This window comes from Caulobacter sp. BK020, from assembly GCF_004342605.1.
Taxonomy (GTDB): Bacteria; Pseudomonadota; Alphaproteobacteria; order Caulobacterales; family Caulobacteraceae; genus Caulobacter.
On sequence record NZ_SLZL01000021.1, the window covers coordinates 65,339 to 86,000 of the forward strand.

At 70.3% G+C, this 20,662-nt stretch carries 12 protein-coding genes; all 12 read left to right on the forward strand.

The genetic code is table 11. The features are described from left to right. Positions 1-207: 207 nt before the first annotated feature. The 12 genes from EV278_RS20530 to EV278_RS20585 all read left to right on the forward strand — a co-directional run bounded on the left by EV278_RS20530 (position 208) and on the right by EV278_RS20585 (position 20,433). Positions 208-1,521, forward strand: coding sequence for an efflux RND transporter periplasmic adaptor subunit (locus tag EV278_RS20530; protein ID WP_132095522.1), 1,314 nt, complete (start codon positions 208-210; stop codon positions 1,519-1,521). Between the two features lie 9 nt (positions 1,522-1,530). Beyond that, complete coding sequence (locus tag EV278_RS20535; RefSeq protein ID WP_132095524.1) at positions 1,531-4,677, forward strand: multidrug efflux RND transporter permease subunit; 3,147 nt, start codon at positions 1,531-1,533, stop codon at positions 4,675-4,677. Beyond that, positions 4,674-7,880 (forward strand): efflux RND transporter permease subunit, encoded by a 3,207-nt coding sequence (locus EV278_RS20540; RefSeq protein WP_132095526.1) that lies wholly within the window; start codon positions 4,674-4,676, stop codon positions 7,878-7,880. The genes EV278_RS20535 and EV278_RS20540 overlap by 4 nt, the downstream gene beginning before the upstream one ends. Further along, positions 7,880-9,304, forward strand: a complete 1,425-nt coding sequence (locus EV278_RS20545) for an efflux transporter outer membrane subunit (RefSeq protein WP_132095528.1) — start codon at positions 7,880-7,882, stop codon at positions 9,302-9,304. The genes EV278_RS20540 and EV278_RS20545 overlap by 1 nt, the downstream gene beginning before the upstream one ends. 152 nt (positions 9,305-9,456) lie before the next feature. Continuing rightward, positions 9,457-10,035, forward strand: a complete 579-nt coding sequence (locus EV278_RS20550) for an ANTAR domain-containing protein (protein WP_132095530.1) — start codon at positions 9,457-9,459, stop codon at positions 10,033-10,035. Further along, positions 10,032-11,171, forward strand: a complete 1,140-nt coding sequence (locus EV278_RS20555) for a CmpA/NrtA family ABC transporter substrate-binding protein (RefSeq protein ID WP_132095532.1) — start codon at positions 10,032-10,034, stop codon at positions 11,169-11,171. The genes EV278_RS20550 and EV278_RS20555 overlap by 4 nt, the downstream gene beginning before the upstream one ends. Before the next feature lie 331 nt (positions 11,172-11,502). After that, complete coding sequence (locus EV278_RS20560; RefSeq protein ID WP_132095534.1) at positions 11,503-12,726, forward strand: nitrate/nitrite transporter; 1,224 nt, start codon at positions 11,503-11,505, stop codon at positions 12,724-12,726. 23 nt (positions 12,727-12,749) lie between these two features. Beyond that, complete coding sequence (gene nirB, locus EV278_RS20565) at positions 12,750-15,206, forward strand: nitrite reductase large subunit NirB (protein ID WP_132095536.1); 2,457 nt, start codon at positions 12,750-12,752, stop codon at positions 15,204-15,206. Beyond that, a complete protein-coding gene (gene nirD / locus EV278_RS20570; protein ID WP_132095538.1) occupies positions 15,203-15,547 on the forward strand; it encodes a nitrite reductase small subunit NirD in 345 nt (114 codons plus the stop codon). The genes nirB and nirD overlap by 4 nt, the downstream gene beginning before the upstream one ends. Continuing rightward, positions 15,540-18,245: a nitrate reductase gene (locus tag EV278_RS20575; protein ID WP_132095540.1), complete on the forward strand. Its 2,706-nt coding sequence runs from the start codon at positions 15,540-15,542 to the stop codon at positions 18,243-18,245. Before nirD ends, EV278_RS20575 begins: the two co-directional genes overlap by 8 nt. Next, a complete protein-coding gene (cobA, locus tag EV278_RS20580) occupies positions 18,238-19,008 on the forward strand; it encodes a uroporphyrinogen-III C-methyltransferase (RefSeq protein WP_132095542.1) in 771 nt (256 codons plus the stop codon). Before EV278_RS20575 ends, cobA begins: the two co-directional genes overlap by 8 nt. 129 nt (positions 19,009-19,137) lie before the next feature. Further along, a complete protein-coding gene (locus EV278_RS20585; RefSeq protein ID WP_132095544.1) occupies positions 19,138-20,433 on the forward strand; it encodes a DUF5690 family protein in 1,296 nt (431 codons plus the stop codon). Positions 20,434-20,662 lie beyond the last annotated feature (229 nt).

Sequence of the window (20,662 nt, forward strand, 5' to 3'; positions counted from 1 at the left end):
GCTCGCCAACTGGCGGCAAAGATGCGGCGGCGCAGGTTTCGACCTTGAAATGCGCCCGTAACGTGACCGGGCAAGTAAGGCTGTGAGCGACCGCCCGAGCGGCCGCCCAACGCGACCGTATGGGCATCGATTTCGCCACTGTGGCGTTTCGTGCCTGGGACATCGGTAGCGTTCGTCCGTCTCCACAGCCACGCGCCCGAGATCTCGATGACCGACCCCCACCGACCGATCCGCCCCGTCAGCCGCAAGGCGCAAGTCATCGGCGGCGCGATCGCCCTGGCGGTTCTGGCTGGCGTGGTGTGGCTGGCCTGGAGCCTGATGCACGCGCCGCGCGGCGAGGGCGAAGGGGGAGGCGGCCCGGGCGGCCCCGGCGGCGGTTTCGGCGGTGGACGGCGCGGCGGTCCGGCCAGCACCGTGGCGGTGGCGACCGCGACCCAGACCGACCTGCCGGTGGTGATCGAGGCCCTGGGCACGGTCACGCCCGCCGCGACGGTCACCGTCCGGCCGCAGGTGGCCGGCGTGATCACCCAGGTGCTGTTCAAGGAAGGCCAGATGGTCCGCGCCGGCCAGCCGCTGGTGCAGATCGACCCCCGCCAGTTCCAGATGGACCTGCTGCAGGCGCAAGGCAACCTGACCCGCGACGAGGCCCAGCTGGCCAACGCCCAGGTCACCCTGGCCCGCTACCGGACCCTTCTGGCCCAGGACTCCATCGCCCGCCAGGACGTCGATACCCAGGCGGCCACGGTCAAGCAGCTGCAGGGCACGGTGATGGCCGACAAGGCGGCCGTCGGCACGGCGCGGCTGAACGTCGGCTATGCGCGCATCGTCGCGCCGGTCAGCGGCCGGGTCGGCCTGCGTGTCGTGGACGTCGGCAACTATGTCGGGGCGGGCGACACCAACGGGGTGGCGGTGATCACCACCATCTCGCCGATCGACGTCGAATTCACGGTCCCGCAGGACGACGTGCCGCGGATCGGAGCGCGGGCCGACAGCGGCGCGACGCTGCCCGTCATCGCCCTGGATCGGACCCGGACCACCACCCTGGACACTGGCAGGTTCTCGACCCTGGACAACGTCGTCGACACCGGCACCGGCACGGTCAAGGCCAAGGCCCGGTTCCCCAACGCCGGCGGGACCCTGTTCCCCAGCCAGTTCGTCAATGTCCGCCTGGAGTTGGACACCATCAAGGGCGCGGTCGTCGTGCCCGCCACCGCCCTGCGCCAGAGCAGCGACGGCGCCTTCGTCTGGGTGCTGGACGCCGACCAGACGGTGCACAAGCGCAAGGTCGTCGCCGGCCCCTCGACCACCATCCAGGTGTCGCTGACCAGCGGCCTGAAGGTCGGCGAGAAGGTGATCACCGAGGGCGGCGACCGCTTGCGCGAGGGCGGCAAGGTCCAGCTGCCGGGCCAGGCCGCCGGCCGCGCCGGCCGAGGCAAGGGCCAATGGGGCGGCAAGCGCGGCGAAGGCGGCCAGGGGCAGGGCGGCGAGCATCGCCACCGCCGTCAGCAGCAGGCCCAATAGGCCCGCGCCATGAACCCCTCGCGTCCCTTCATCCAGCGACCGGTCGCCACGGCGCTGTTCATGGCGGCCATCGTCCTGGCCGGGCTGGTCGGCTTCCGGCTGCTGCCGCTGTCGGCCCTGCCGCAGGTCGATTATCCGACCATCCAGATCCAGACCCTCTATCCCGGGGCCAGCCCCGAGGTGATGAGCCAGACGGTCACCGCCCCCCTGGAGCGCCAGCTGGGCGAGATGGCCGGCCTGTCGCGGATGAGCTCGGTCAGCACGGCCGGGGCCTCGATCATCACCCTGCAGTTCAATCTCGGCGAGAGCCTGGACGTCGCCGAACAGGAGGTGCAGGCGGCGATCAATGGGTCGAGCAGCCTGCTGCCCGCCGACCTGCCGGCCCCGCCGGTCTACGCCAAGGTCAATCCGGCCGACGCCCCGGTCCTGACCCTGGCGGTGACTTCCGACACCCTGCCGCTGACCGAGGTGCAGAACCTGGTCAACACCCGCCTGGCCCAGAAGATCAGCCAGGTGTCGGGCGTGGGGCTGGTCACCCTCAGCGGCGGCCAGCGGCCCGCCATTCGCATCCAGGCCGACACCCAGGCCATGGCCTCGTACGGCGTCACCCTGGCCAATGTGCAGAGCGCGATCAGCAGCGCCAACGCCAACAGCGCCAAGGGCAGCTTCGACGGGCCCACCCGCGCCTACACGATCAACGCCAACGACCAGCTGCTGACCGTCGGCGACTATTCGAACCTGATCGTCACCTACAAGAACGGGGCTCCCATCCGCCTGCGCGACATCGCCCAGGTGGTGCAGAGCGCCGAGAACACCCGCCTGGGCGCCTGGGCCAACGAGACGCCGGCGATCATCGTCAACGTCCAGCGCCAGCCGGGCGCCAACGTCATCCAGACCGTCGACGCCATCAAGGCCAAGCTGCCGGAGCTGGAGGCCGGCCTGCCGGGCAGCCTGGACGTCAAGGTGCTGGCCGACCGCACCACCGGCATCCGCGGCTCGGTCCACCACGTGGAGATGGAGCTGCTGTTGGCCGTGGTGATGGTCGTGGTGGTGATCTTCTTCTTCCTGCACAGCCTGCGCGCCACCCTGATCGCCGGCCTGGCCGTGCCGATCTCGCTGATCGGCTCGTGCGGGGTGATGTACTTGCTGGGCTTCAGCCTCAACAACCTCAGCCTGATGGCCCTGACCATCGCCACCGGTTTCGTGGTCGACGACGCCATCGTCATGATCGAGAACATCAGCCGGCACCTGGAGAAGGGCGTCAAGCCGATGGCCGCGGCCCTGCAGGGCGCGCGCGAGATCGGCTTCACGATCATCTCGCTGACCGTGTCGCTGATCGCCGTGCTGATCCCGCTGCTGTTCATGGGCGACGTGGTCGGAAGGCTGTTCCGCGAATTCGCCATCACCCTGGCGATAACCATCCTGATCTCGGCCGTGGTCTCCCTGACCCTGACGCCGATGCTGTCGGCCCGCTGGCTGAAGCCGGCCGGAGAAGGCGAGGGCGAAGAGCCCCAGGGCCGGATCGCCCGCAAGTCGCAGGCGGTGTTCGAACGCGTCGAGCGCCAGTACGAGAAGGGTCTGGCCTGGGTGCTGGAGCGCCAGAAGGCGACCCTGGTCGTGGCCGTGGCGACCTTCGCCCTGACCGCCTTCCTGTATCTGGCCATTCCCAAGGGGCTGTTCCCGACCCAGGACACCGGCCAGCTGCAGGCCCGCACCGAGGTCGAGCAGTCGGTTTCCTACGACCGCATGGCCGGCCTGCAGCAGCAGGCGGCCAAGGCCATTCTCGACGATCCGGCGGTGGAAAGCCTCAGCTCGTTCATCGGCGTCGATGGCGCCAACAATGCGATGCTCCACACCGGCCAGATGCTGATCAACCTGAAGGCCGATCGGGGCGGCTCGCAGGAGAAGATCATGCAGCGGCTGCGCGACCGCGTGGCCGCCGTACCGGGGGTGACGCTGTACCTGCAGCCGACCCAGGACCTGACCATCGACGCCGAGACCGGCCCGACCCTCTACCGCCTGTCGCTGGAAGGCGCCGACACCGCCACGGTCAAGGAATGGGCCGGCAAGCTGGCCGCCCGCCTGGCCAGCGTGAAGTCGGTGCGCAACGTCTATAGCGACGCCGACGCCACCGGGGCGGCGGCCTATGTCGACATCGACCGCGACACCGCCGCGCGGCTTTCGATCACCGCGTCCGACATCGACGACGCCCTCTACAGCGCCTTCGGCCAGCGGATCGTCTCGACGATCTTCACCGAGACCAACCAATACCGGGTGATCCTGGAGGCCAAGCCCGGCCTGCTGACCGCGCCGCAATCCCTGGGCCTGCTGAACCTGAAGACCGGCGGCGGCTCGCCCACGCCGCTGTCGGCGATCTCGACGATCAAGGAACAGACCGCCCCGTTGCAGGTGACCCACGTCTCTCAATTCCCGGCCACCACGATCGGCTTCGACACCGCGCCGGGCGTCTCGCTGGGCAAGGCGGTCGACGACATCCGCGCGGCGATGAAGGACATCGGCATGCCGACCGCGGTCACCCACACGTTCCTGGGCGCGGCGGGGGCCTACGAGAACTCGCTCAGCAACCAGCTGTGGCTGATCCTGGCGGCGGTGGTCTGCGTCTACATCGTGCTGGGCGTGCTCTACGAGAGCTACATCCACCCGCTGACCATCCTGTCGACCCTGCCGTCGGCCGGGGTGGGCGCGCTGCTGGCCCTGTGGATCACCGGCAACGACCTGGGCGTGATCGGCATCATCGGCATCATCCTGCTGATCGGCATCGTCAAGAAGAACGCGATCATGATGATCGACTTCGCAATCGACGCGCAGCGCAACGAGGGCAAGAGCCCGCGAGACGCCATCTTCCAGGCCGCCATCCTGCGCTTTCGCCCGATCCTTATGACCACCCTGGCGGCGCTGTTCGCGGCCATCCCGCTGATGCTGAGCTTCGGCGAGGGTGGCGAGCTGCGCCGGCCGCTGGGCATCGCCATCTTCGGCGGCCTGCTGGTCAGCCAGCTGCTGACCATGTTCACCACCCCGGTGATCTACCTGGCCTTCGACCGCTTCGCCCCGGCCGATCGAGGGATGCGCCATCACGACGACCACGTCGCGCCGGAGCGGCTGGATCCGGACCCGATCCCCGGAGCGCCGTCGTGAACCTGTCGGCGCCCTTCATCAGGCGGCCGGTGGCCACGGTCCTGCTGACCATCGGCCTGGCCCTGGCCGGCATCGCGGCGTTCTTCGTGCTGCCGGTCTCGCCCCTGCCGCAGGTGGACTACCCGACCATCTCGGTCTCGGCCAACCTGTCGGGGGCCAGTCCGGAGACCATGGCGTCCAGCGTGGCCACCCCGCTGGAGCGGCGGCTGGGCGTGATCCCCGGCGTCACGGAGATGACCTCGCAGAGCAACACCGGCTCGGCTCGGGTGACCCTACAGTTCGACCTCAACCGCAACATCGACGGCGCGGCGCGCGAGGTGCAGGCCGCCATCAACGCCGCCCGGTCCGACCTGCCGGCCACGCTGCGCAGCAACCCCAGCTACCGCAAGCAGAACCCGTCCGACGCCCCGGTGATCATCCTGGCCCTGACCAGCGAGACCAAAACGCCCGGCCAGATCTACGACGCGGTGTCCAACATCGTGGCCCAGCGCCTGTCGCAGGTGACCGGGGTGGGCGACGTCGAGATCGGCGGCGGCTCGCTGCCGGCCGTTCGCGTCTCGGTCAATCCGTTCCTGCTCAACAAGTACGGCGTCGCCCTGGAGGACGTCCGCGCCGCCGTCCAGTCCGCCAACGCCAACCGGCCCAAGGGCCAGGTCGAGGGGGGAGGGCGGCGGTTCCAGGTCTATACCAGCCCTGGCGGGCGCAAGGCGGCCGACTACGCCGGCCTGGTGGTGGCCTGGCGCGGCGACGCCCCGGTGCGGTTGAAGGATGTGGCCGATGTCACCGACAGCGTCGCCGACACCCGGACCCTGGGCCTGTTCAACGGCAAGCCGGCGATCATCATCCTGGTCACCCGCCAGCCGGGAGCCAACATCATCCAGACGGTCGACAGCGTCCGCGCCACCCTGCCGGAGCTGCGCGCCCAGCTGCCCGGCGACATCAATGTGGCGGTGGCCAGCGACAGCACCAACTCGATCCGCGCTTCGCTGCACGAGATCGAGGTGACCCTGCTGATCTCGATCGTGCTGGTGGTGCTGGTGGTCAGCGCCTTCCTGCGCAGCGCCCGCGCCACCTTCATCCCGGCGGCGGCCACCATCGTCTCGCTGCTGGGCACGTTCGGAGTGATGTACCTGCTGGGCTTCTCGCTCAACAACTTGTCCCTGATGGCCATCACCGTGGCGACCGGCTTCGTGGTCGACGACGCCATCGTGGTGCTGGAGAACACCGCCCGCCACATCGAAAAAGGCATGGACCGCTTCCGCGCCGCCCTGCTGGGCGCGCGCGAGGTGGGGTTCACCGTGCTGTCGATCAGCATCTCGCTGGTGGCCGTCTTCATCCCGCTGCTGTTCATGGGCGGCCAGGTTGGGCGGCTGTTCCGCGAGTTCGCCGTCACCCTTTCGGTCGCCGTGATGATCTCGCTGGTCATCTCCCTGACCACCACGCCGATGATGTGCGCCTACCTGCTGCGCCCGCCGAAGGAGGGCCGGAAGGAAGGCCGGGTCGCCCGCTGGTTCGAGGCCGGCTTCGCCCGCATCCACCGGACCTATGAATACAGTCTGGACTGGGCCCTGGCCGCCAAGCCGCTGGTGCTGCTGATCCTGGTGGTGGTGGTCGCCATGACCGCCTGGCTGTACGTCGCCGTGCCCAAGGGCTTCTTCCCCCAGCAGGACAGCGGCCAGATCCAGGCCGGGCTGCGCGCCGACCAGAGCGTGTCGTTCCACGTCATGCAGGCCAAGCTGCGCCAGGTGGTCGACATCATCCGCAAGGACCCGGCGGTCGATACCGTGGTCGGCTTCACCGGCGGCGCCCGCGCCGGCGGCGGCTTCATGTTCGTCAATCTCAAGCCGCTGGGCGACGGGCCCGGCGAGCGCAAGGAGAAAGGGTCGGTGGTGATCAACCGCCTGCGGCCCCAGCTGCAGCGGGTCACCGGCATCAGCGTCTTCCTCAACCCCGTCCAGGACGTGCGGATGGGGGGACGGCAGAGCAACTCCACCTACCAGTACACCCTGACCAGCGACTCCAGCGACGCCCTGAAGGCCTGGGCGCCCAAGCTGGCCGAGGCGATGAAGGCCCGGTCCGACGTGATGACCGACGTCGACAGCGACCAGTCCGAGAACGGGGTCGAGACCTTCGTGACCATCGACCGCGACAGCGCCTCGCGCATGGGGGTCACGCCGCGCGCCGTCGACAATGCGCTCTACGACGCCTTCGGCCAGCGCCAGGTCGCCACGATCTACGAGGACATCAACCAGTACGCCGTGATCCTGGAGTGGGACCGCCGGTTCTCGCGCGGACCGGAAGCGCTGAACGACGTCTATGTGCCGACCAATCCCAGCGGCGCGGCGGCGACATCGACCAGCGGCGCGGCGGTCAATCCGGCCCTGCGCGACGCCTCGACCGGTGCGGCGCTGAACACCGCCCTGACGCCGATGACCCCGCTGACCGCGATCTCCAGCGTCGCCCAGGCCGCCACCCCGACCTCGATCAACCACCAGAACGGCGAGCTGGCCACCACGATCTCGTTCAACCTGGCCGACGGCGTCTCGCTCAGCGACGCCCAGGTCGCCATCAAGCAAGCCGAGGCCGACATCGCCCTGCCGACCAATGTCCGCGGCAGCTTCCAGGGCAGCGCCCGCAGCGCCCAGGACCAGAACAGGCAGCAGCCGTTCCTGGTGGCCGCCGCCATCGTCGCGATCTACATCGTGCTGGGCATTCTCTACGAAAGCTACGTCCATCCCCTGACGGTGCTGTCGACCCTGCCTGCGGCCGGCGTCGGGGCGATGCTGGCCCTGCTGGTCTTCAAGATGGAGTTTTCGGTGATCGCCCTGATCGGGGTGTTCCTGCTGCTGGGCATCGTCAAGAAGAACGCCATCCTGATCATCGACTTCGCGCTGGAGGCCCAGCGTTCGCGCGGGCTGACGGCGCTGGAGGCGGTGCGCGAGGCCAGCCTGCTGCGCTTCCGTCCGATCCTGATGACCACTTTGGCCGCCGCCCTGGGGGCTCTGCCCTTGGCCATCGGCTTCGGCGAGGGGGCCGAGCTGCGCCGGCCGCTGGGGATCACCATCATCGGCGGCCTGATCGCCAGCCAGTTGCTGACCCTGATCACCACCCCGGTGGTCTACGTCTATCTCGACCGCCTGCGGGGCAAGGCGCGCGATGAGCGCTACCTGGCCCACATGCCCTCCGCGCCGGAGCCTGTCTGATGCCCGCCCTGAAGTCCCTTGCGCTCGCCGGTTCCGCGCTGATCCTGCTGTCGGCCTGCACGGTCGGCCCGGCCTATGAGAAGCCGCAGGTCTCGACCGCCACCCTGCCGGCGACCTACAAGGCCCTGGACGGCTGGAAGGTCGCCACGCCCGGCGACCTGCTCGATCGCGGCGACTGGTGGACCCTGCTGGGCGACCCGCAGCTGGACGCCCTGGTCGCCAAGGTCAACGTCTCCAACCAGACCATCGCCGCCGCCGAGGCCAACTACCGCCAGGCCCGGGCCCTGGTGCGCGAGCAGCGGGCCAGCCTGTTCCCGACCATCGACCTGTCGGGCTCGGCGACCAGGTCGGGCGGGGGCGGCTCGACGACCTCAAGCTCCGGCGGCTCGGCCCGCGGCCAGCGCTACCAGGCCAGCATCGGCGCCAGCTGGGAGCCGGACCTGTGGGGCCGCATCCGCCAGGGGATCAACGGGGCCAAGGCCTCGGAGCAGGCCAGCGCCGCCGACCTGGCCGGCGCCCGCCTGTCGATGCAAGGCGAACTGGCCGTGAACTATCTGGGCCTGCGCCAGACCGACGCCGAAATCGCGCTCGTCGCCAAGACCGTCGAAGGCTATCAGCGCAGCCTGCAGATCACCCAGAACCGCTACGCCGCCGCCATCGCCCCGAAGTCCGACGTGCTGCAGGCCACCACCCAGCTGGCCGGCGCCCAGGCCGACCTGGAGAGCCTGCGCCAGACCCGCGCGACCTATGAGAACGCCATCGCCACCCTGGTGGGCGAGCCGGCCAGCGGCTTTCGCCTGGCCGCCGATGCGAGCTGGAACGCCCGCGTGCCCGAAATCCCGGCGGGCGTGCCGTCGACCCTGCTGGAGCGCCGTCCCGACATCGCCGCGGCGGAGCGCCGGGTCGCCGCCGCCAACGCCGACATCGGCGTGGCCCGCGCGGCCTTCTTCCCGACCATCGGCCTCAGCGCCCAGGGCGCCAGCGGCGCCTCCAGCCTGGGCGACCTGTTCAAGGCCTCAGCCAACACCTGGTCGCTGGGCCTGACCGCGGCCCAGACCCTGTTCGACGCCGGGGCGCGCAAGGCGCGGGTGGAAGAGGCGAGGGCCTCCTATGACGCCTCGGTCGCCGACTACCGCCAGACCGCTCTGGCCGCCTTCGAGGACGTGGAGAACCAGCTGACCGCCGCCCAGGTGCTGGAGCGCCGCTACGCCTTGCTGAAGACCAGTTCCGACGCCGCCGACCAGACCGAGCAGATGCTGCTCAACCAGTACAAGGCCGGGCAGGTGGCCTATACCGACGTGGTGACGGCCCAGGCCTCGGCCCTGTCGGCCCGACGGGCGCTGCTCACCGCCGCCGTGGCCCGGCAGACCACGGCCGTCGCCCTGATCCAGGCGCTGGGCGGCGGGTGGAAGTCCGAGGGCTAGACGCGCCTCGCGGCCCCTGTGGCGACTTGCCCGCTCGTTCGGCGCCGCTATTTCAGGCTAGGCTGTGCAAATACCAGGCTGATCGAGCAACTCCGACCCCAATGAACCTTCGCCGCTCCCACCTGTCGCCGGACGGTCTTAGGGCGAAGGGCATGCGCGTTCTTGTCATCGATCCCGATCCCGCGCGCGCCGCCCTCGTGGCCGAGGGGCTCGCCGGCGTGCAGCCGCTGGAGGTGCGTCGCGCGGCCGTGTTCGACGAGCGCGAGGCCGCGGCCTTCGCGCCGGACGTCGTGGTGATCGCGGCCGACAGTCCCGATCGCGACACGCTGGAAAGCCTGCGCGAGGCCGGCCAGCACAATCCGCGGCCGGTGGTGATGTTCGTCGACCGCTCCGAGCCGGGCTTGGCCGAACAAGCGGTGCGGGCCGGCGTCGCGGCCTATGTGGTCGACGGCCTGGCGCCGGGGCGGGTGCGCTCGATCCTGGATGTGGCCATGAGCCGCTTCGCCCTGACCCAGCAGCTGCACGGCGACCTGGCCAAGGCCAAGGCCGACCTGGAATCGCGCAAGACCGTGGAACGGGCCAAGGGACTGTTGATGAAGGAGCGCGGGCTGGACGAGGACGGCGCCTATCGCCTGCTGCGCAAGCTGGCCATGGACCGCGGCAAGCCGATCGGCCAGATCGCCGCCGACCTGCTGGCCTTCGCCGGCGTGCTGAAGGGCGACGCCTCGTGAGCGGACTGGCCGACCTGACGCTGGGGTTCATCCCCCTGACCGACTGTGCGCCCCTGGTCGTGGCCAAGGCGCAGGGCTATTTCGCCGAGGAAGGGCTGGAGGTGGCGCTGAGCCGCGAGGCGTCGTGGGCGACCATCCGCGACAAGGTCGCCGTCGGCGCGCTGGACGGCGCCCACATGCTGGCCCCCATGGCCCTGGCTCCGGCCGGACTGGAGGCCGGGTCGATGCTGGCTCCCCTGGCCCTGAACCAGAACGGCAGCGCCATCACCGTCTCGACCCAGCTGGCGGCGTTGATGGCCGAGGCCGATCCCGCCGCCCTGGCCGCGCCGCTGGTCACCGCCCGGGCCCTGGCCACGGTGGTCGCGCGCCGGCGGGAGCAGGGCGCTCCGCCGCTGACCTTCGCGGTCGTCTTCCCCTATTCGATGCACAACTATTTCCTGCGCTACTGGCTGGCCCAGGCGGGGATCGATCCCGACCGCGACGTGCGCCTGGTGGTCACGCCGCCGCCACGCATGGTCGAGCACCTGCGCTCGGGCGAGATCGACGGCTTCTGCGTCGGCGCGCCATGGAACGCCGCCGCCGTCGACGAGGGCCTGGGCGAGTCCCTGATCAAGGCCTCTCAGTTCTGGCCGGGCGCGCCGGACAAGGTGTTCGGTGTCACCGCCGCCTGGGCCGAAAGCCATGGCGACGAGCTGCGGGCGGCCCTGCGCGCCCTGATCCGCGCCGCGGCCTGGGCCGACCAGGCGGGCAACCACGCCGAGCTGGTGGCCCTGCTGTCGCGTCCCGATCATGTGGGCGTCGAGCCGGAGATCGTGGCCCGGGCCCTGAAGTCCGAGATCGTCTTCCACCGCGACGCCGCCGGCCTGCCGCGCCGCGAACACGCTCTGTGGTTCCTGTCGCAGATGGTGCGCTGGGGGCAGGTGGCGGCCGACCTCGATCTGGCCGCCGTGGCCGACCGCGTCTACCGGCCGGACCTGTTCCGCGAGGCGGCGCTGTCTCTGGGACCGGTGCTGGAGCCGGCCCAGGTGTTCGCCGACGCCGCGCCGCCGGCCTCGGCCCTGTTCGACGGCGCACGTTTCGATCCCGCCGATGTCCGCGGCTACGCGGCGTCGTTCGCGGTGGGGCGCATCTCCTAAGCGCCGCCTATCGGGGTGAGACACCGCGCTCCGTCTCGAGGCTTCGCCTGGAGTCGGGGGGACGGGATAAACACCCGCTTCATCGGCGCCTATGCCTTTTGCTCATGCTTCGAGCAGGTGGCCTGCCTGTTTGCCAAGCAATTGCGCGATGGGGCTCTAGGTTGCGCCGCAATGCAGCACGGCGCGTGACTCGGTCGGCGGTCTGACGCTTCACTGGCATCAAGCCTTCGGACAACGGCGTCCGCGGCTGCCAGAGACGACCGCTCGGATGCGGTCACCCGCCCGGGGCCCCACGCCTCGCTCTCGCAGACACGCAAAGCCGAGTATCATCATGATCTCTCGTGATTTCCTGAAGGCCGGCCACGCGCCGACCCTGTTCGCCGCGTTCCTGTATTTCGACCTCAGCTTCATGGTCTGGGTGATCCTGGGCCCGCTGGGCGTGGCCATCGCCAAGGACTTCCACCTCGATCCCGCCCAGAAGGGCCTGATGGTCGCCGTCCCGGTCCTGGCCGGCGCGGTGCTGCGTCTGGTCAACGGCGTGCTGGTCGACCGCATCGGCCCCAAGAAGACCGGGATGGTCGGGCAGCTGGTCGTGCTGACCGGCCTGGCTCTGGCCTGGTCGCTGGGCGTCCACAACTATCACCAGGTGCTGGCCCTGGGCTTGGTGCTGGGCGTGGCCGGCGCCTCGTTCGCCGTCGCCCTGCCGCTGGCCTCGCGCTGGTATCCGCAGGAGCACCAGGGCCTGGCCCTGGGCATCGCCGGCGCGGGCAATTCCGGCACCGCCCTGGCCGCCCTGTTCGCGCCGATCCTGGCCAAGACCTTCGGCTGGCAGAACGTGATCGGCATGGCGGCCATCCCGCTGGCGATCGCCTTCGTCGTCTACATGCTGTTGGCCAAGGACGCCCCCGAGCAGCCGGCGCCCAAGAAGCTGGCCGAGTATCTGGACGTGCTGAAGGTTCCGGACGCCTGGTGGCTGATGCTGCTGTACGCCGTCACCTTCGGCGGCTTCGTCGGCCTGGCCTCGTCCCTGACCATCTATTTCAACGCCGAATACGGTCTCTCGCCCGTCACCGCCGGCTTCTTCACCGCCGGTTGCGTGTTCGCCGGGTCGTTCATCCGCCCGGTCGGCGGGGCCCTGGCCGACCGCTTCGGCGGCGTGCGGACCCTGAGCGTCGTCTTCGCCCTGGCCGCCGCCGGCCTGGCCACGGCCAGTTTCCAGATGCCCTCGGCCTATGTCGCCCTGGCGGTGCTGATGTTCTCGATGCTGGCCCTGGGCGCCGGCAACGGTGCGGTGTTCCAGCTGGCCCCCCAGCGGTTCCGCAGGGAGATCGGCGTCATGACCGGCCTGATCGGCATGACCGGCGGCGTCGGCGGCTTCTACCTGGCGTCCAGCCTGGGCATGGCCAAGAAGCTGACCGGCTCCTACCAGGTCGGCTTCCTCGGCTTCGCGGCCCTGGCGGTATTCGCCCTGGTGGCCCTGCACAGCCTGAAGGCCCGTTGGCGGGCCGTCTGGCCGACCCTGCACGGCGACTCCGCCGTCCCGGTCCGCGTCTGATCCTTTTCCCAGTGAGCAACACCATGACCAAGGAAAAGCTGGTCGTCATCGGCAACGGCATGGCCGGCTGCCGGGCGGTCGAGGAAGTCCTCAAGCGCGATCCCGACCGCTACGAGATCGCAATCTTCGGGACCGAGCCGCGGGTGAACTACAACCGCATCATGCTGTCGCCGGTGCTGGCGGGGGAGAAGTCCTTCGCCGACATCGTGATCAACGACGAGGCCTGGTACGCCGACAACGGCATCGCCCTGCACGCCGGGCGGGCCGTGACGGCGGTCGACCTGGAAGGCCGCAAGGTGGTCGCCGAGGGCGGGCTGGAAGTCGCCTACGACAAGCTGATCCTGGCCACGGGCTCCGATCCGTTCCGTCTGCCGCTGCCGGGCATCGACCTGAAGGGCGTGGTCACCTTCCGCGACCTGGACGACGTCGAGGCCATGGTCGCGGCCTCGGGCAAGCCCGGCGCCAAGGCCGTGGTGATCGGCGGCGGCCTGCTGGGCCTGGAAGCCGCCTACGGCCTGGCCCGCCGCGGCATGTCCGCCACGGTCGTCCACCTGATGGACGTGCTGATGGAGCGTCAGCTGGACGAGAGCGCCGGCTTCCTGTTGCGTGAGGCCCTGGCCGAACGCGGCGTCGAGACGGTGCTGGGCGCCCATTCCGAGGAGATCGTCGGCGAGAACGGCCAGGTCACCGGCCTCAAGCTCAAGGACGGCCGCACCCTGCCGTGCGACCTGCTGGTCATGGCCGTCGGCATCCGCCCGAACGCCGCCCTGGCCAAGGCCGCCGGCCTGCAAGTGAACCGCGGCGTGGTCGTCGACGACGCCATGCGCACCTCCGACCCGGCGGTGTTCGCGGTCGGCGAATGCGCTGAGCACCGGGGCAATTGCTACGGCCTGGTCGCGCCGATCTGGGAAATGTGCCGCGCGCTGGCCGAGTCGATGACCGATGGGGAAGGCGCCTATGAAGGTTCGGTCCTGTCGACCCGCCTGAAGGTCTCGGGCGTCGACGTGTTCTCGGCCGGCAAGTTCGCGGGCGGCGAGGGCTGCGAGGATATCGTGTTCCGCGACGCCGGCCGCGGCGTCTACAAGCGCGTGGTCATCGAGGACGGCAAGGTGGCCGGGGCGGTGCTGTTCGGCGACGCCGCCGACGGCAACTGGTACTTCGACCTGATGCGGGCCGGGACCAGCGTCACCGACATCCGCGAGACCCTGATCTTCGGCCAGGCCATCACGGAGGGGCTGTCCGGCCTGGACCCTAACGCCGCCGTTGCGGCCATGCCCGACACGCAGGAAATCTGCGGCTGCAACGGCGTCTGCAAGGGTTCGATCGTCTCGGCCATCACCAGCCAGGGGCTGACCACCCTGGACGACGTGAAGGCGGTCACCAAGGCCTCGGCCTCGTGCGGCTCGTGCACCCCGCTGGTCGAGCAGGTGCTGAAGTTGACCCTGGGCGACGGCTTCAAGGAGCAGACCGGCCCCAAGCCGATGTGCAAGTGCACGCACAAGCCGCACTCCGACGTCCGCAAGGCCATCGTCGAATGGGAGCTGAAGTCCATGCCGGCCGTCATGCAGGCCATGGAATGGACCACGCCCGACGGCTGCTCGTCGTGCCGACCGGCCCTGAACTACTACCTGCTGTGCGCCTGGCCGTCGGAATATCGCGACGACAAGCAGTCGCGCTTCATCAACGAGCGGGTGCACGCCAACATCCAGAAGGACGGCACCTACAGCGTCGTGCCGCGGATGTGGGGCGGGGTGACCACGCCCAACGAGCTTCGGGCGATCGCCGACGTGGCCGACAAGTTCGCCATTCCGACGGTCAAGGTCACCGGCGGCCAGCGGATCGACCTGCTGGGCGTCAAGAAGGACGACCTGCCGGCCGTCTGGGCCGACCTCAACGCCGCGGGCATGGTCAGCGGCCACGCCTACGCCAAGGGCCTGCGCACGGTGAAGACCTGCGTCGGCAGCGACTGGTGCCGGTTCGGCACCCAGGACTCCACCGGCCTGGGCGTCCGCCTGGAGAAGTTCCTGTGGGGTTCGTGGGCGCCGGCCAAGGTCAAGCTGGCCGTGTCGGGTTGCCCGCGCAACTGCGCCGAGGCCACGTGCAAGGACTTCGGCGTGGTCTGCGTCGATAGCGGCTACGAGATCCACATCGGCGGCGCCGCCGGCCTGCACATCCAGGGCACCCAGGTTCTGACCCGGGTGGCGACCGAGGATGAGGCCGTCTGGGTGATCGCCGCGACCATGCAGCTGTACCGCGAGGAGGGCTGGTACCTGGAGCGGGTCTACAAGTGGATGGCGCGCGTGGGCCTGGAGAGCATCCAGGCGCGGGTCACCGACCCCGACCAGCGCAAGGCCCTCTATGACCGCTTCGTCTTCTCGCAGCGCTTCGCCCGCATCGACCCGTGGGCCGAGCGGGTGGCCGGCCGCCACACCGAGGAATTCACCCCCATGAGCCGCCGGATGGAGTTCGTCCCCGCATGAACGCTCACGTTCCCACTCCCGTCTGGGTCGATGTCGGCGCGGTGACCGACATTCCCCGCCGCGGCGCCCGCCGGGTGCCCAGCCCGCGCGGCGACATCGCCATCTTCCGCACCGGCGACGGCGAGGTGTTCGCCCTGATGGACGCCTGTCCGCACAAGGGCGGGCCGCTGAGCCAGGGCATCGTCCATGGCCGGGCGGTGAGCTGCCCGCTGCATGCCTGGAACATCGACCTGGCCAGCGGCGAGCCGATGGGCGCCGACAAGGGCAAGGGCTGCACGCCGGTGGTGCCGCTGGAGGTGCGCGACGGCCGCCTGCTGCTGAGCCTTGATGTCCATGGCTGACGGATCGGCCGCCGCGCTCGTCAAGACGACCTGCCCCTATTGCGGGGTGGGCTGCGGCGTGTCGGGCGCGGTCGGCCAGGCGCCGTCCCTGGACAGCCGGATCTTGTCGGTGGCTGGCGACACGGCCCACCCGGCCAACCTCGGCCGCCTGTGCTCCAAGGGCACGGCGCTGGGGGCGACGGTGGGGCTGCAGGGCCGGCTGCTGGAGCCGACGATCAACGGCAGGGCCGCCAGCTGGGCCGACGCCACGGCCCTGGTCGCCAAGCGTTTCCGGGACACCATCGCAAAGCACGGCCCCGACAGCGTGGCCTTCTACGTCTCGGGCCAGATCCTGACCGAGGATTACTACGTCGCCAACAAGCTGATGAAGGGCTTCATCGGCTCGGGCAACATCGACACCAACAGCCGCCTGTGCATGGCCTCGGCGGTGGCGGCCCACAAGCAGGCGTTCGGCGCCGACCTGGTGCCCGGCTGCTACGAGGACCTGGACCTGGCCGACCTGGTGGTGTTCAGCGGCCACAACGCCGCCTGGACCCATCCGGTGCTGTTCCGGCGCATGGAGGCCGCGAGGGCGCGCGGCCAGAAGCACGTGGTCATCGACCCGCGCCGCACCGACACCGCCGAGGGCGCCGACCTGCACCTGGCCATCGCCCCGCAGAGCGACGTGCGGCTGTGGAACGGCCTGCTGGCCGAGCTGATCCGCCGCGACGCGATCGACCGCGACTACATCGCCGCCCACGTCAACGGGTTCGCCGAGGTCGAGGCGACCCTGGCCGAACTCGACCAGTCGCCGGCCGCCGTGGCCGCCGAATGCGGCGTGGCGCTCGCCGATTTGCTGATCTTCTACAATCTGTTCATCGAGAATCCTAAGACGGTGAGTCTGTTCTCGATGGGCGCCAACCAGTCGGTCCAGGGGACGGCCAAGGGTCTGTCGATCCTGAACGCCCACCTGGCCACCGGCCGGATCGGCAAGCCGGGCGCCTGCCCGTTCTCGATCACCGGCCAGCCCAACGCCATGGGCGGGCGCGAGACCGGCGGCATGGCCAACACCCTGGCCGGCCATATGGACTTCGCCCCGGCCGATCGCGATCGCGTCGCCCGCTTCTGGGGCGCGCCCGACACCGCCCGCGCGCCCGGCCTGAAGGCCGTCGACATGTTCGAGGCCATCCACGCCGGCAAGATCAAGGCGGTGTGGGTGATGGCCACCAATCCCGCCGTCAGCCTGCCTGACGCCGGCCGCGTCCGCGAGGCCCTGGACCGGTGCCCGTTCGTTGTGGTGTCCGACTGCGTCGAGACCGACACCACCGCCCTCGCCGACGTCAAGCTGCCGGCCCTGGCCTGGGGCGAGAAGGACGGCACGGTCACAAATTCCGAGCGCCGGATCTCGCGCCAGCGCGCCCTGTTTCCCGCGCCGGGCCAGGCCCGCGCCGACTGGCGGATCGTGGCCGACGTCGCCAAGGCCATGGGCTTCGACGGCTTCGGCTGGTCGTCGCAGGCCAGCGTGTTCCGCGAATGGGCTCGCCTCACGGCCTATGAGAACACCGGTGAAGAGGATGGTCGCGTCCTGAATCTGGCCGGCCTTTCGACTGTAACGCCAGAGGTTTACGCCCAACTCCTGCCGGTCCAGTGGCCGGTGCTGACGGACGGGCAGGGAACGCCGCGCCTGTTCACCGACGGCCGCTTCCAGACCCCCGACGGCCGCGCCCGGATGGTCCCGACTCGGCCCAAGGGTCCCGCCGACGCGATGGACGCGGCCTATCCGTTGTCGCTGAACACCGGCCGCATTCGCGACCAGTGGCACACCATGACCCGCACGGGCCTGGCCCCGGACCTGTGCCGCCACGCGCCCGAGCCGTTCGTCGAGGTCCATCCGGCCGACGCCGAGGCCCTGGGCGTGGGGGACGGCGCCCTGGCCCGGGTGATCACGGCCCGCGGCGAGGCCGTCGCCCTGGCCAAGGTCACCGAGCGCCAGCGGCCCGGCGGCCTGTTCATGCCGATGCACTGGACCGACGCCTTCGCGCCGTCCGGCCGCTCCAACCCCCTGATCGCCCCGAACCTGGACCCCACCTCCGGCCAGCCGGAGTTCAAGCACACCCCCGCCCGGCTCCGCCCCTATCGCGAGACCTGGAAGGGCTTTTTCCTCACGCGGGACAGCCTCGCCCTTCCGTCGGGTCTGGACCTCGTCTGGCGGCGCATTCCACAGGACGCCTGCCAGCAACACGAGTTCGCCGGCCGGGGCGACGAAGTCGAGCGCGCCGCCCTGCGCAGGGGGCTCGTCAAGGGCCTCGTCGGCGAACTCGTGACCTATGAGGACGCCGCCACCGGCGCGCGGCGCGACGCCTGGGTGCACGACGGCCGGCTGGTGGCGGTCCTCTACATCACGATCAACGGCCGGCTGCCGCCGCGCGACTGGCTGGCCGAGCTGTTCGCCGAGCCCGAGCTGAGCCAGGAGGCCCGCTCGGCCCTGCTGTTCGGCCGCCCGCCCGGCGCGCCGGTCGACAAGGGGCCGCTGGTCTGCGCCTGCCTGAAGGTCGGCGCCAAGGCGGTGCAGGCCGCCATCGCCGCCGGGGCCGCCAGCCCCGATGCGGTCGGCGCCGCCACCGGGGCGGGGACCAATTGCGGGTCCTGCCGTCCCGAGATCGCCCGGATGATCGCCGCGACCGCAGCCATTCCCGCCGAGGAGCCCGTCCATGTCTGACGCAGCCAAGCTGCAGGCTCAAGTCCTGCTCGTCGGAGCCGGTCCTGGTCCGGTCGACCTGATGACCCTGCGGGCCGTGCGGGCGGTGGAGAGCGCCCAGGCGCTGCTCTACGACGCCCTGATCAGCGAGGAGGCCATCGCCCTGGCCCCGGCCGGCTGCGTGCGCATCCAGACCGGCAAGCGGGCCGGCAAGCCCAGCATGCACCAGGACGAGATCAACCGCCTGATGCTGCGCCTGGCGCGCAAGGGGCTGCGGGTGGTGCGGCTGAAGGGCGGCGACCCCTCGGTGTTCGGCCGGGTGGGCGAGGAGGCGGCCTTCTTGCGCGAGCACGGCGTGTCGGTCGAGGTGGTGCCCGGCGTCACCGCCGCCTGCGCCGCCGCCGCCCAGTTCGGCTTCCCCCTGACCCACCGCGGCGAGGCCCGGCGCGTGGTGTTCACCACAGCGCGCCTGGAGGAAGGCAGGCTCAGCGGCGACTGGAACGCCGCCGCCGATCCCGAGGCGACCCTGGCGGTCTATATGGGCGGCGAGGTGGCCCAGGCCCTTTGCGCGCGGATGATCGCCGCCGGCCGCGCGCCCGGCACGCCGGCCGTGGCGGTCGAGCAGGCCGGCGGTGCCAACGCCAGGATCTTCCACGGCACGCTGGAGACCCTGCCCGAACGCCTGGACAGCCGCGGCGGTCCCGTGGTCATCGTCGTCGGCGAGGTGGCGGCGCAGGCGCGGGGCGTTGCGGCCGACGCGGCGCCCATGGCGCGGACGGCCTAGCGAAGGCCGGGGACATGCCCTTGCGGCGTGTCCCCAAGATCAAGCGCCGAGCATGCGGATGGGGACGCGCCGCAAGGGCATGTCCCCGGCTGGGCTTGACGGCGCCGCCCATTGCGCCCGCCATGGGGCATGCCGAACGCAACATCGACTCAAGGCCCGATCGCCCGCGCCCTGGCCAAGGCGCCCCCCTGGGCCTTCGCCCTGTACGGCGGGCTGGCGGCCTTCGCGGCCTATTTCTCGATGTTCGCCTATCGCAAGCCGTTCACGGCGGCGCATTACGAGCACATGGCCGGTTGGCCGTTCGCCATCGACTTCAAGGTCGCTCTGGTGATCGCCCAGGTCGCAGGCTACGCCGTGTCGAAGATCATCGGGATCAAGGTGATCTCCGAGATGCGGCCCGAGCGGCGCTGGCTGGCCATCCTGGCGCTGATCGGCGGGGCCGAGCTGTCGCTGCTGGGCCTGAGCCTGGGCCCGGCGGTCGTTGGTCCCCTGGCCCTGTTCGTCAACGGCCTGTGCCTGGGCATGATCTGGGGGCTGGTGTTCGGCTTCGTCGAGGGGCGGCGGCTGTCGGAGGTGCTGGGCGCCATGCTGTGCGCCAGCTTCATCCTGGCCTCCGGCGTGGTGAAGTCGGTGGGCAAGGGCCTGCTGCTGCAGGGCGTCGACGAGCGCTGGATGCCGGCGCTGGCGGGGCTTCTGTTCACCCCGCTGCTGCTGCTGGCGGTGGCGGCCCTGACCCAGCTGCCGCCGCCGTCGCCGGCCGACGAGGCCGCCCGCGTGCGCCGCGCGCCGATGGACGCCAGGGCCCGCGCCGCCATGTTCGCCGCCCATGCGCCCGCCCTGGTGCTGCTGGTGGCGGTCTATGTCGTGCTGACCGCCCTGCGCGACTTCCGCGACAACTTCGCCGCCGAGATCTGGGCCGAGCTGGGCTTCAAGAACGCCGCGGCGATCTTCTCGCTGTCGGAAATCCCGGTGGCGGCCGTCGTCCTCGTCGGGCTGGGCGTGCTGAGCCTGGTGCGCGACAACCGCCGGGCCGTCGGCTTCAACTTCGCCTTCGTGGCCCTGGGTTTCGGCCTGCTGGGCGTCGCCACCCTGGGCCGACAAGTGGGGCTGCTGGGGCCCGTGACTTGGATGATCGCCACCGGCGCGGGGATCTACATGGCCTACACCCCGTTCAACGGCATGCTGTTCGACCGGCTGATCGCCGCCACGGGGCAGGTGGGGACGGCCGGATTCCTGATCTATGTCGCCGACTCCTGCGGCTACGTCGGCAGCGTCTCCCTGCTGCTGGCCCGCTATTTCGCCCACCTTGAGCTGGCCTGGAGCGGGTTCCTGGCCGGCGCGGCCTATGCGACCTCGGTGATCGGCGTCGCCGGGGTGGGGCTGGCGTGGATGCTGCTGAGATTGCCGAAGGGCGCGGCGGGCTAGGGTTCAAAGCTGTGCGTGGTCCTCGTTCTTCGACAAGCTCAGGATGAGGACCATTCGCAGGCCCCGCCAGTAGAAACCTCATCCTGAGCTTGTCGAAGGACGAGGTTTCGGCCTCCCGAGTTGAAGACCGATACGCTCTAGGTTCTAGTGACGATTTAGGATTCCCGTTGGGCCGGAGTTCTGATTCAACGCTGCTTTTTGGAGGCGGCGTTGGAAGGCGAAGTTCTGC

Coding starts and splice junctions, on each gene's coding strand:
- EV278_RS20560 (WP_132095534.1), top strand. CDS start 11,503: ATGATCTCTCGTGATTTCCTGAAGGCCGGCCACGCGCCGACCCTGTTC.
- nirB (WP_132095536.1), top strand. CDS start 12,750: ATGACCAAGGAAAAGCTGGTCGTCATCGGCAACGGCATGGCCGGCTGC.
- EV278_RS20545 (WP_132095528.1), top strand. CDS start 7,880: ATGCCCGCCCTGAAGTCCCTTGCGCTCGCCGGTTCCGCGCTGATCCTG.
- EV278_RS20585 (WP_132095544.1), top strand. CDS start 19,138: ATGCCGAACGCAACATCGACTCAAGGCCCGATCGCCCGCGCCCTGGCC.
- EV278_RS20535 (WP_132095524.1), top strand. CDS start 1,531: ATGAACCCCTCGCGTCCCTTCATCCAGCGACCGGTCGCCACGGCGCTG.
- cobA (WP_132095542.1), top strand. CDS start 18,238: ATGTCTGACGCAGCCAAGCTGCAGGCTCAAGTCCTGCTCGTCGGAGCC.
- EV278_RS20530 (WP_132095522.1), top strand. CDS start 208: ATGACCGACCCCCACCGACCGATCCGCCCCGTCAGCCGCAAGGCGCAA.
- nirD (WP_132095538.1), top strand. CDS start 15,203: ATGAACGCTCACGTTCCCACTCCCGTCTGGGTCGATGTCGGCGCGGTG.
- EV278_RS20550 (WP_132095530.1), top strand. CDS start 9,457: ATGCGCGTTCTTGTCATCGATCCCGATCCCGCGCGCGCCGCCCTCGTG.
- EV278_RS20575 (WP_132095540.1), top strand. CDS start 15,540: ATGGCTGACGGATCGGCCGCCGCGCTCGTCAAGACGACCTGCCCCTAT.